We start from the raw sequence: 10,862 nt of genomic DNA, 5'->3' as shown, positions 1-10,862 counted from the left end.
TCGTGTAGGAGTCTACTCAACTGTGTAGCCGAGAAGGAGTGTGCATGAACGACGACCTGACCGCGCGGGCCCGGATCCGGGACGCGGCGATCAAGCTGTTCACCGAGCGCGGGATCGAGGGCGCCTCGATCCGCGATATCGCGACCGAGGCCGGCGTCTCGTCCGGACTGGTCCGGCACCACTTCGGGTCGAAGGAGGCGCTGCGCGAAGCCTGTGACGCCTACGCCCGGGACCGGATGATCGAGCTCGGCCGCGAACTGATCGACGAGAAGGGCCTGGAGAACGTCAACGTCGCCACCGTGCAACCGGTGTCGTTCCCGCTCCAGAGCTATCTGGTCCGCTCGATGATGGACGGCTCCGAGACCGCGGGTGCGCTGTTCCTGCAGACGGTCGAGTACGGCGAGGAGTGGGCGAAGGCGCACGGTGTCGTCGCCGACGACTACCGGGCCTGGTCCGCCGTGATCGCGGCGATGAAGCTCGGCGTCTTCGTGCTCCGCGACCAGCTCGAACTCGCCCTCGGCGAGGACATCTCCACCACCGCCGGCTACGCCCGCCTGACCCGGGCGTTCGTCGACATCTTCTCCCAGCCACTGCTCACACCCGAGCAGACTGCCAACCTCCGAAAGGACAACTGATGACCGCTGCGGCGATCCACACCGAGGGCCTGGTCAAGACCTTCGGACGTACCCGGGCCCTGGACGGTCTCGACCTGACGGTCCGCGCGGGTGAGGTGCACGGCTTCCTCGGCCCGAACGGCGCCGGGAAGACCACCACGATCCGGATCCTGCTCGGTATGACCCGACGCACCGACGGTACGGCGCGCCTGCTCGGCGGCGACCCGTGGTCGGATGCGACCGCCCTGCACCGCCGGCTCGCCTATGTCCCCGGCGACGTCACGCTGTGGCCGAACCTGTCCGGCGGCGAGGCGATCGACCTGCTCGGCCGGATGCGCGGCGGTCTCGACAAGAAGCGCAAGGCCGAACTGCTGGAGCGGTTCGATCTCGACCCGCGGAAGAAGGCCCGCACGTACTCGAAGGGCAACCGGCAAAAGGTCGCCCTGGTCGCCGCCTTCGCCTCGAATGTCGAGCTCCTGCTCCTCGACGAGCCCACCTCGGGGTTGGACCCGTTGATGGAGGAGGTCTTCCGCGAGGTCGTGCAGGAGATCAGTTCGGGCGAGGGCAAGACGGTGCTGCTCTCGAGCCACATCCTGTCCGAGGTCGAGGCGCTCTGCGAGCGGGTCACGATCATCCGGGCCGGTCGCGCGGTCGAGAGCGGGACGCTGTCCGGGCTCCGACACCTGACCCGTACGTCGATGACCGCCGAGCTCGCCGGTCCGCCGAATGGTCTGTCCGCGCTGACCGGTGTGCACGATCTGCGCGTCGAGGACGGGGTGGTGCGATTCGACGTGGACACCGAGGAGATCAACGCCGTACTGCGGCAGCTGGTCGATGTCGGCGTCCGGAGTCTGGTCAGTCAGCCGCCGACGCTGGAGGAGCTTTTCCTCCGCCTGTACGAACCGGAGGCGGCCCGATGACGACCTTGGCCGGAACCGGTGGACTGATCCGGCTGATCCTGCGCCGGGACCGGATCGTGATGCCGCTGTGGATCGTGTTCCTGACCGCGATCCCAGTCAGCTACGCGGCGTCGTACGGCGAACTGTTCCCGACCGCGGAATCGCGGCTCAGCTACGCGAACAACGCCGGTTTCATCACCCTGTACGGCGAATTGTCCGGGGCCTCGCTCGGTGAATTCGTCACCTGGCGACTCGGATTCGTACCGCTGATGGTCGGGCTGATCGGCCTGCTCACGGTGATCCGGCACACCCGGGTCGAGGAGGAGACCGGGCGTTCCGAGCTGCTCGGGTCGAGTGTGGTGGGGCGGCATGCGGGGCTTGCCGCCGCACTTCTGGTTGCCTTCGGCGCCAATGCGGTGCTCGGTGGATTGCTTGCTCTGGGCATGCACAGTCAGGACCTGCCGTGGGCGGGATCGGTTGCCCTCGGCCTCGAATTCGCGAGTGCTGGTTGGTTTTTCGCCGCGGTCGGCGGGGTCGCGGCGCAACTGACCGCCAATGCCGGGACCGCACGCGGGATGGCGATCGGCGTACTCGGGGCGTCGTTCGTACTGCGTGCCGCCGGGGACACGAGCGCGCACACCGACGGTCCGCTGGCGTGGTTGTCGTGGCTGTCGCCGGTTGGTTGGGCGCAACGGATCCACCCGTACGGCGCCAACCGCTGGTGGCTGGGAGGACTGTTGCTCGCGACAACCGTCGTACTGGTCGCGGCCGCGGTTCAGCTCGCCGTACGGCGTGATGTCGGGTCGGGGCTGTTGCCCGCGCGGCTCGGGCCGGCCGAGGGACGGTTGGGCTCGCCACTGGGATTGGCCTGGCGACTGCACCGCGGGCTGCTGGCCGCGTGGACGTCGGCGTTCCTCTTGCTCGGCCTGCTCTTCGGCGGTGTCGCCGAAGGGGTCGGCGACATGATGCGGAACGATCCGAAGATCCAGGAGATGTTCCAGCGGATGGGTGGCTCAGCCGGGCTGATCGACTCGTTCCTGGTCGGCGTCATGATGATCACCGGACTGATCGCCTCGGCGTACGCAGTCCAATCCACGCTGCGGTTGCGCGCCGAGGAGACCAGCGGTCGCGCCGAACCCGTCCTCGCCACCGCAACCAGCCGCCTCCACTGGGCTGCCAGCCACCTGATCTTCAGCCTCCTCGGCCCGGCCATCGCTCTCCTCGCCTCCGGCGCAGCAGCCGGCCTCGCCTACGGCATGGCGGTCGACGACGTCGGCACCCAACTCCCCCGCCTGATCGCCGCCTCCCTCATCCAACTGCCCGCAGTCTGGCTCCTGGCCGCCCTCACTCTCGCCGTGTTCGGCCTAATCCCCCGAGCCTCCCAAGCCGCCTGGGCCGGCCCCACGCTCTGCATCCTGATCGGTCTCACCAGCGCCGGCATCCAACTGGCCCCCTGGATCAAGGACCTCTCCCCCTTCACCCACCTCCCCCAACTCCCCGGCGGCGACACCCACCTAGCTCCCCTCGTCGTCCTCCTCCTCATCACCGCCGCCCTGGCCGCCACCGGCCTAACCACCCTCCGCCACCGAGACCTCCCCACCGCATAGCCCCTTCCCACCACCCATCCCCCCACCCCTCGCCCTCGCCCCTCGCCCCTCGCCCCCCAAAGAGCACCCCTCCATCCCCCAACACGCCCGCGGCTCTTTGTGCACCCAGCTCATCTTTGTGAATCCACCGACCACGAAACACTCACCAGATTGACTGGTGGGTTCACAAAGTGGGGGCTCGTGCACAAAGAGAAGGCGGCCCACCTTTGGGGGCGAGGCGCGAGGCGCGAGGGGCGAGGGGCGAGAGGTGAGGGGCGGGGGCCGGGGGGCGGGTGGGGCGTTGGGCTGGGGGCCTGGGGCGGGGGGTCGGGATGTCAAGAAGTGGGGTACTGCTCCGACGTGACCTCTAAAGAGAGGAGACGTCATGAGTGACGCATTGCCGAAGGTGACTGATCGGGCCGGGTTCCTGGCTGAGCTGGACGAGTTGAGGGTTCGCGAGAAGGCGCACAGCCGGGAGGCGGACGCGATTGCGGCGGCTCGGCGGCGGTTGCCGATGGTTGAGGTGGATGCGGGGATCACAGTGGCGGGCCCGGACGGGCCGGTGACATTGCTGGAGGCGTTCGAAGGGCGTCGGCAGCTGATCGCGTACTACTTCATGTGGCATGACGGGCATCCCGCGACTGAGCAGTGTCCGGGGTGCACGTGGTGTAACGGGGCTGTCGGCGAACTGTCTTATCTGCACTCGCGCGACATCACGTACGCCGTGTTCTGCCAGGGCCCGTACGACGAGAGTCGGCGGTACCGCGACTTCATGGGCTGGACGATGCCGTGGTACTCGTCGGCCGACTCCCGCGACAAGTTGCTCGTCGGCAGGACTCTCGGCCAGATGTACTTGGTCTGCTACCTGCGCGACGGCGACCGGGTGTTCGAGACCTACTGGACGACGTTGCGTGGAGTCGAGGTGATGGACAACAGCTACCACCTGATGGACCTCACCGTGTATGGGCGCCAGGAAGGGCACGAGGACTCACCGGACGGTTGGCCGCAGGAGTGGGCGAAGGCCGAGCACATCCTGATGACGAACGGCCGGCCGATCGCCCAGTGGTCACGCATCGAAGCCGGGCGATCGGACGCAATCTAGGTTCGAGCGTTGCGGGACCAGACGAAGCAGTAGGCGCCGAAGGCGGCGATACCGAGGGCCAGGACGGTCAGCAGGACCGATCCGAAGGGTTGTTGTTTGATCGTGTGCAGGGCAGCGTCGAGACCGCCGGCCTTGTCCGGTTCGTAGCTGATCGCGGCCCAGCCGAAGAGCACGCCGACCACGATGAACGCGACACCCTTGGCGGCGTACCCGATGCGGCCGAGCAGGACGGTCGTGTCGGAGACGCCGCCGACCAGGTCCTCGGTGAACTTCTTCGTGTACGCCTTGTACAGCTGGCGGATCCCGATCCCGACCACGACCAGGCCGACCACGACGATCAGCGCGCGGCCAAAGCCGTTCTCCATCAACCGCGCCGACAGCGAGCGTTGCTGGTTGGTGCTCGAATTGCCGGCGCCGATGGCGACCTTCACCGCGCTGATTCCGAGCACGAGGTAGACCACGGCACGACCGGTGTACGACACCCGCTTCTCGGTGTCGAGGTCGGCGTACGCGAGATCGAGGGCGCGCCAGATCACCAGCGCGAACAGGCCGATCGCGACAATCCAGAGCAGGACCCCGCCGAGTGGCTTACCGGCGAGCTCCTTGAGGGCGCCTTGCTGGGATGCCTCCTGCGACGACTGTCCCCAGGCCAGTTGCAGGGCGATCCACGCGATCAGCAGGTGGACAACGCCGTACGCGATCAGGCCGACCGTGACAGCGACGCCGTACCACCTGCTGTGTCTGACTTCCTGGGCGGATCTCATCTTGATCCGGTGCCCACCGGCAAACGGCTAAGTGGCTATTGGAGCGGCCGCGTCTTCCTCTTCGACGTCGCCCGACTCACCTAGCCGCGCGGCTCGGCGGCCGAGAATGTAGACGTAGAGGAAGAAGCCGATCTCGGCCACGATGCCGATGCTGATCCGCACCGGCCCGGGCAGGAACGGCGTCACGAACGCCTCGATCACGCCGGTGAGCAACAGGATCGCAGCCAGCCCGATCGCCATTCCGATCGTGGCGCGGCCGGTCTGCGCGAGGGCCTGCATGCGGGTTCGGGCACCGGGAACGATCCACGACCAACCGAGGCGCAGTCCGGCGGCGGATGCGATGAAGACCGCGGTGAGTTCGAGCAGGCCGTGCGGGGTAATCAGGCTGAAGAACAGACCGCCCTTGTCATGACTGATCATCAGCCCAGCGCTCACACCGAGGTTGAGTGCGTTGTCCCAGAGGATGAAGACCGAGGGGATCAGCAAAATACCCAGTGCGAGTACGGCGGCGCTCAGCGTGGCGTTGTTGAGCCACACGCGCAGTGCGAAGTCCTGGGCCGGGTTCTCGGAGTAGTACGCCTCGAAGTCGTGGTCGACCAACTGCTGGATCTGAGCCGGCGCAGCGATCGAGTCGATCACCTCGGGGTGCGCGAGGATCCGCCAGGCCGACCAGGCCGCAACCAGATAGAAGAGCAGGCCGATGGTCAGCCACCAGCGTCTGGAGACGTAGAGGGCAGCCGGGAAGCTCACCAGGAAATACCTGGAGATGTCTCGCCAGACAGGTGCCTGTGCACCAGTGACAGCGCCTCTGGCGTCAGCAATCAGTCCGGAGAGCCGTCCGATGGACACTGGGTCCGCACCGGCGGCTCTGAGCGCGGACAGGTGCGTGCCGACGCGCTGGTACAGCGTGACGAGCTCCTCTGCCTCAGCACCGGTCAGACGCCGCTGCCGGCGGGTCAGGTAGGCCAGACGGTCCCACTGCGGCTGATGCACCGAAACGAACGCCTCGACGTCCACGAACACCTCCTCCCGTCGCTGGATCCCTGGGCTGGCAGACTAGCCCGACCGGGTGTCTTGGCAGGAGGGGGGCGGCAGAGTGTCTCAGTTGGTCACGGGCGAGGCGGTCGTCCTCCAGGTGCGGATCGCACGGATGCCGACGCGGGCGCTGGCCTGTGCGATCGACGTGATGATCCAGATCATGGTGCTGAGCGGTCTCATCGGGTTGCTGTTCGGATTCCTGATCAGCGAGCAATCGAGCGAGGCACTGGCGTTCGCGCTGGTGACGATCGTCGTACTGCTCGTGGTGGTCGGCTACCGCCTGGTGATGGAGACGCTCACCCGCGGGCGGACCGTCGGCAAGATGGTGCTCGGGCTCAAGGTGGTCCGGGACGACGGGTCGTCGATCCGGTTCCGGCACGCGCTGGTGCGAACGCTGATGTGGTTCTTCGTCGACTTCGCGCCGTGGTTCGCGGCCAGCCCGGGAATCGTCGCGAGCCTGATGAACAAGCAGGGCAAGCGGATCGGCGACATGGTCGCCGGGACTGTGGTGATCCGCGAACGCCACCAGGCGATGGCGTCGCCGCCGCTGTTCGTGCCCGCGCATCTGGTGGCGTGGGCGCAGTCGCTCGAGCTGTCCCAGCTCCCCGACGAGCTCGCCAACACCGCCCGCGACTACCTGGCCCGCTTCACCGAACTGCAGCCCGCCGCCCGCGCCGCCCTCGGCGAGACTCTCGGCCACCGCGTCGCCCAGCTCACCGCGCCCGCACCGCCGACCCCGATGATCGCGCCGGCGTTCCTGTCCGCCGTACTGGCCGAACGCCGCCGCCGCGAGCTCATCCGCCTAGCCGTCGTCCGCCCGGTAACCACCGGCCCCTTCGGCCCGGCGGCTAGCCCGAACCAGTACGCCGTACCGGCCGGCCCGTTTGCACCGCCCAGCCCGTACGGCGTCCTCCCGCCCGAGCCCGTGCCCACCTTCGCCCCGCCGCCACCCGCCCGCGAACAGACCCCGGCCACCCACAACGCCCAGGGCTGGGCCACCCCCGGCAGCAACCAATCCGGCTGGTCCTGAACACCCGACCGACAGGACGTATACGGGTACGCAGCCACCCCGCTGAGCGTGCCCGCCGCGCCAATCCCGGCCAGATCGGCCACACCTCCTGTCCTTACGGCGATCAGGCAGCTTGCTGCCAGGCGGGCAGGAGCTGGTACGCCGGCACCTAGCGTTGCCGGCATGAGCCTTACTCTGACGCCGTTCATGGTCCGGCTGGACGAGGTGCACGCCGTCGTCGGCAGCCGGAATCCTCGGACCTACGCGGTGTTGAGCCAGTGGGCCGGCGCTGGATGGGTCGCCGAGGACGAGCAATTCGACTACGAGATCGCGGACGGAGCGCCGACCAGCAGCGAGGCCGCGCTGGCGGTGATCAACGGCGGGCCGTTCGACAAGGAGTACGGCCACCGGTATGCCTCGGCGTACCACGACATCTGCGGGTTCATGACCGACTTCACCCTGCCGTACAACGAGTTCAGCGGCTTCCGCAGCGGGTGGCTCGTGGACGTCGGCAAAGGGCTCGAGCACCTCGGCATCACCACCGCGAAGCTCGACGACCTCGTCTACGGCACACTGCCCGCTCCGTTGCCGTTCGCCGAGGACTGGTACTACGGCGAGTGGGACACCGCGACCTGCCGAGCCGGGTTCGCGCAGTGGCAGGCGAGCACCCCGCAGCAACAGGCCGAGCTGCATCCGGAGGTCCTGGCCGCGGTCAAGACCTGCGTCGCCTGGATGGAAGCCGTCGTCGTCACCGACCAGAGCGAAGGCGAGTTCGGCGTCGCAGGCTTCCTCGGCTGACAGAAGCACAAGCGCCCCACCCACGAGGGTGAGGCGCTTGCTGTGGGTCGATCAGTAGCGGTAGTGCTCGGACTTGTACGGGCCTTCGACCGGTACGCCGAGGTAGGCGGACTGCTCCTTCGTCAGCTCGGTGAGCTTCACGCCCAGAGCGTCGAGGTGCAGGCGGGCGACCATCTCGTCGAGGTGCTTGGGGAGCACGTAGACCTCGGTCGGGTACTCGGCCGTGCGGACGAAGAGCTCGATCTGGGCGAGCACCTGGTTGGTGAAGGAGTTCGACATCACGAACGACGGGTGCCCGGTCGCGTTGCCGAGGTTCAGCAGCCGGCCCTCGGACAGGATGATGATGGTGTGGCCGTCCGGGAACCGGAACTCGTCGACCTGCGGCTTGATGTTGACGCGCTCGACACCGTCGGTCTTGTACAGGCCGGCCATGTCGATCTCATTGTCGAAGTGGCCGATGTTGCCGACGATCGCCTGGTGCTTCATCAGCGCCATGTGGTCGGCGGTGATGACGTCCTTGTTGCCCGTCGTGGTGACGAAGATGTCGGCGATGCCGACGACCTCGTCCAGCGTGGTGACCTGGTAGCCGTCCATCGCCGCCTGCAGTGCGCAGATCGGGTCGATCTCGGTGACGATGACGCGGGCGCCCTGGCCACGCAGCGACTCCGCGCAGCCCTTGCCGACGTCGCCGTACCCGGCCACGACCGCGACCTTGCCGCCGATCAGGACGTCGGTGGCGCGGTTGATGCCGTCGATCAGCGAGTGCCGGCAGCCGTACTTGTTGTCGAACTTCGACTTGGTGACCGAGTCGTTGACGTTGATCGCCGGGAACAGCAGCGCGCCGGCCTTGTGCATCTCGTAGAGCCGGTGCACACCGGTGGTGGTCTCCTCGGTGACACCCTTGATGCCCTGGCCGATCCCGGTCCACAGCTGCGGGTCCTCGGCGAGCGTGCGGGTCAGCAGCTTGAGCACGACGGCGTACTCCTCGGAGTCCGCGGTCGACGGGTCCGGTACGGCGCCGGCCTTCTCGAACTCGGTGCCCTTGTGGACGAGCATGGTGGCGTCGCCACCGTCGTCGAGGATCATGTTCGGGCCCTGCTCGCCGGGCCACTTCAGCGCCTGCTCGGTGCACCACCAGTACTCCTCGAGCGTCTCGCCCTTCCAGGCGAAGACCGGCACACCGGCGGGGTTGTCGACCGAACCGTCCGGGCCGACGACGATCGCCGCGGCGGCGTGGTCCTGGGTCGAGAAGATGTTGCAGGAGACCCAGCGGACGTCGGCGCCGAGCGCGGTCAGCGTCTCGATCAGCACCGCGGTCTGGATCGTCATGTGCAGCGAGCCCATGATCCGCGCACCGGCCAGCGGCTTGCTCTCGCCGTACTGCGCGCGCATCGCCATCAGACCGGGCATCTCGTGCTCGGCCAGCCGGATCTCCTTGCGGCCGAACTCGGCCAGCCCGAGGTCCGCCACCTTGTAGTCGAACGTCATACCGCTCCCCTGAACTCTCGCTGAGTACTTCCTAGGTGAGCCTAGAGGGCTCAGCCTGGTGGTTTGATCGCCTGACGGGCGTTTTTGACACCGAAATGTCAGGATTGGTGTCATGCGCATCACCGAAGCCGCCAAACGCCTGGGCACGACCCCCCGGATGCTGCGCTACCGCGAGGCACTAGGCCTCCTCCCGCACTCCCGCTCCGGCCAAACCGCCCAACGCCAGTACGACGACCGCGACCTGGCCGCCGTACAACTGGCCCTCGACCTCGAACGCCGGTACGACGTCACCCCCGCCGCCCTGGCGTTCGCCCTCCGAGCCCTCGCCGAGCCCTCCGTAGCCGCCGACCTCCGCAACCTCGGCTACCGCACCGGCCGCCTGACCACCCCACCCACCCAGTCCCAAATAGACCGAGAACGAGCCCTCCACTGGCTAGGCCGCTCCGGCGTCCTCCCCCCGAAACCACGCTGACCATCTCATGGGTTGACCCACCGGCTTGTGGGTTCCCGACCCGCATGCGGGTACAGAACCCACAAGCTCGTGGGGTAACCCATCAGATGCGACGGGGCGGGTGCGAGTGCGAAGGGGCGACGGGGCGGGTGTTAGTGCGAGGGGGCTTCCGGTACGGCGGGGCGGGGGTCGGGGGTGTGGTTCTCGTGGAAGATGTCGGGTTCGAGGTAGATGTGGACCGACATCGGTTCGGCGGCGCGGATGGCTCGTTCGGCGGCGTCGATGGTCTCGGCGATGGCGGCGCTGGTGGCAGTCGACTCGACGGCGAGTTTGGCGGCGACGAGGATTTCTTCGGGGCCTAGGTGCAGGGTCTTGATGTGGATGAGGCGCTGGACGCCCGGGGTGTTCTGGATGGCGTCGACGATCTTCTGCTGGGACTCGCGGGTCGCGGACTCGCCGAGCAGCAGGGACTTCATCTCGATCGCGAGGAAGATCGCGACGCAGACCAGCAGGGCGCCGATCGCCATCGAACCCAGACCGTCGAAGACACCGTTGCCGGTCACGAGCGTCAGCACGACACCGATGAGCGCGAGCACCAGACCGGTGAGCGCGGCGAAGTCCTCCAGCAGGATGACTGGGAGCTCGGGTGAGCGGGCGTTGCGGATGAACTTGGCCCAGCCGACGTGGCCGCGGACCTTGTTCGCCTCGACGATCGCGGTCCGGAAGGACAGGGTCTCCATGACGATCGCGGCCACCAGGACCGCGACCGGGACCCACTTCCAGTCGTCGATCCCGTGCGGGTCGTGGATCTTGTGCCAGCCCTCGTAGAGCGCGAACAGACCACCGACGCTGAACAGCACGATCGCCACGATGAACGAGTAGACGTAGCGCTCCCGGCCGAAGCCGAACTGGTGCAGTTCGTCGGCCTCGCGCTTGGCGCGCTTGCTGCCGACCAGCAGCAGCACCTGGTTGCCGGCATCGGCGAGCGAGTGGATCGACTCGGCGAGCATCGAGGCCGACTGGGTCAGCCCCCACGCCGCGAACTTGGTGATCGCGATCCCGGTGTTCGCCAGCAGGGCCGCGACCACGGCCTTGTTTCCGCCACCAGCCATG

General features: G+C 67.7%; 11 protein-coding genes. 7 read left to right on the top strand and 4 right to left on the bottom strand.

Features of this window, described 5'->3' with window-relative positions:
* Positions 1-44 precede the first annotated feature (44 nt).
* The 4 genes from ABD231_RS26550 to ABD231_RS26535 all read left to right on the top strand — a co-directional run bounded on the left by ABD231_RS26550 (position 45) and on the right by ABD231_RS26535 (position 4,201).
* Positions 45-635 (top strand): TetR/AcrR family transcriptional regulator, encoded by a 591-nt coding sequence (locus tag ABD231_RS26550; protein WP_344157566.1) that lies wholly within the window; start codon positions 45-47, stop codon positions 633-635.
* Positions 635-1,534 (top strand): ABC transporter ATP-binding protein, encoded by a 900-nt coding sequence (locus tag ABD231_RS26545; RefSeq protein WP_344157563.1) that lies wholly within the window; start codon positions 635-637, stop codon positions 1,532-1,534. Before ABD231_RS26550 ends, ABD231_RS26545 begins: the two co-directional genes overlap by 1 nt.
* Positions 1,531-3,120 (top strand): ABC transporter permease, encoded by a 1,590-nt coding sequence (locus ABD231_RS26540; RefSeq protein ID WP_344157560.1) that lies wholly within the window; start codon positions 1,531-1,533, stop codon positions 3,118-3,120. Before ABD231_RS26545 ends, ABD231_RS26540 begins: the two co-directional genes overlap by 4 nt.
* A 364-nt stretch (positions 3,121-3,484) precedes the next feature.
* On the top strand, positions 3,485-4,201 hold the full coding sequence (locus tag ABD231_RS26535) for a DUF899 family protein (protein ID WP_344157557.1): 717 nt from the start codon (positions 3,485-3,487) through the stop codon (positions 4,199-4,201).
* Here the strand turns inward: ABD231_RS26535 and ABD231_RS26530 are convergent.
* Complete coding sequence (locus ABD231_RS26530; RefSeq protein WP_344157554.1) at positions 4,198-4,965, bottom strand: DUF1206 domain-containing protein; 768 nt, start codon at positions 4,963-4,965, stop codon at positions 4,198-4,200. The genes ABD231_RS26535 and ABD231_RS26530 overlap by 4 nt on opposite strands.
* A gap of 27 nt (positions 4,966-4,992) precedes the next feature.
* The gene (locus tag ABD231_RS26525) at positions 4,993-5,982 is read right to left on the bottom strand and encodes a stage II sporulation protein M (protein ID WP_344157551.1); all 990 of its coding nucleotides are present in this window, start codon (positions 5,980-5,982) and stop codon (positions 4,993-4,995) included.
* 79 nt (positions 5,983-6,061) lie between these two features.
* Here ABD231_RS26525 and ABD231_RS26520 point away from each other — a divergent pair, with 79 nt between their 5' ends.
* Positions 6,062-7,033 carry an RDD family protein gene (locus ABD231_RS26520; protein WP_344157548.1) on the top strand — a complete coding sequence of 324 codons (972 nt, stop codon included), beginning with the start codon at positions 6,062-6,064 and terminating at the stop codon, positions 7,031-7,033.
* Positions 7,034-7,195: 162 nt separating this feature from the next.
* Complete coding sequence (locus tag ABD231_RS26515) at positions 7,196-7,810, top strand: DUF7691 family protein (protein ID WP_344157545.1); 615 nt, start codon at positions 7,196-7,198, stop codon at positions 7,808-7,810.
* Positions 7,811-7,861: 51 nt separating this feature from the next.
* Here the strand turns inward: ABD231_RS26515 and ahcY are convergent, their stop codons facing one another.
* The gene (gene ahcY / locus ABD231_RS26510; RefSeq protein ID WP_344157542.1) at positions 7,862-9,298 is read right to left on the bottom strand and encodes an adenosylhomocysteinase; all 1,437 of its coding nucleotides are present in this window, start codon (positions 9,296-9,298) and stop codon (positions 7,862-7,864) included.
* Positions 9,299-9,410: 112 nt separating this feature from the next.
* Here ahcY and ABD231_RS26505 point away from each other — a divergent pair, with 112 nt between their 5' ends.
* A complete protein-coding gene (locus ABD231_RS26505) occupies positions 9,411-9,770 on the top strand; it encodes a MerR family transcriptional regulator (protein WP_344157539.1) in 360 nt (119 codons plus the stop codon).
* 131 nt (positions 9,771-9,901) lie between these two features.
* Here ABD231_RS26505 and ABD231_RS26500 read toward each other — a convergent pair whose 3' ends face one another.
* Positions 9,902-10,861: a cation diffusion facilitator family transporter gene (locus tag ABD231_RS26500; protein ID WP_344157537.1), complete on the bottom strand. Its 960-nt coding sequence runs from the start codon at positions 10,859-10,861 to the stop codon at positions 9,902-9,904.
* Position 10,862: the final 1 nt, after the last annotated feature.

Origin of the sequence: Kribbella yunnanensis (genome assembly GCF_039529655.1) — a bacterium.
In the GTDB taxonomy this organism is placed as follows: Bacteria; Actinomycetota; Actinomycetes; order Propionibacteriales; family Kribbellaceae; genus Kribbella; species Kribbella yunnanensis.
Note: the sequence above shows the minus strand (reverse complement) of the source record. Positions and strands in the feature narration are given on the sequence as shown.

Excerpts from the sequence above, each read along its gene's own strand:
- ABD231_RS26505 (WP_344157539.1), top strand. The coding sequence starts at position 9,411 with ATGCGCATCACCGAAGCCGCCAAACGCCTGGGCACGACCCCCCGGATG.
- ABD231_RS26540 (WP_344157560.1), top strand. The coding sequence starts at position 1,531 with ATGACGACCTTGGCCGGAACCGGTGGACTGATCCGGCTGATCCTGCGC.
- ABD231_RS26535 (WP_344157557.1), top strand. The coding sequence starts at position 3,485 with ATGAGTGACGCATTGCCGAAGGTGACTGATCGGGCCGGGTTCCTGGCT.
- ahcY (WP_344157542.1), bottom strand. The coding sequence starts at position 9,298 with ATGACGTTCGACTACAAGGTGGCGGACCTCGGGCTGGCCGAGTTCGGC.
- ABD231_RS26550 (WP_344157566.1), top strand. The coding sequence starts at position 45 with ATGAACGACGACCTGACCGCGCGGGCCCGGATCCGGGACGCGGCGATC.
- ABD231_RS26545 (WP_344157563.1), top strand. The coding sequence starts at position 635 with ATGACCGCTGCGGCGATCCACACCGAGGGCCTGGTCAAGACCTTCGGA.
- ABD231_RS26515 (WP_344157545.1), top strand. The coding sequence starts at position 7,196 with ATGAGCCTTACTCTGACGCCGTTCATGGTCCGGCTGGACGAGGTGCAC.
- ABD231_RS26530 (WP_344157554.1), bottom strand. The coding sequence starts at position 4,965 with ATGAGATCCGCCCAGGAAGTCAGACACAGCAGGTGGTACGGCGTCGCT.
- ABD231_RS26500 (WP_344157537.1), bottom strand. The coding sequence starts at position 10,861 with ATGGCTGGTGGCGGAAACAAGGCCGTGGTCGCGGCCCTGCTGGCGAAC.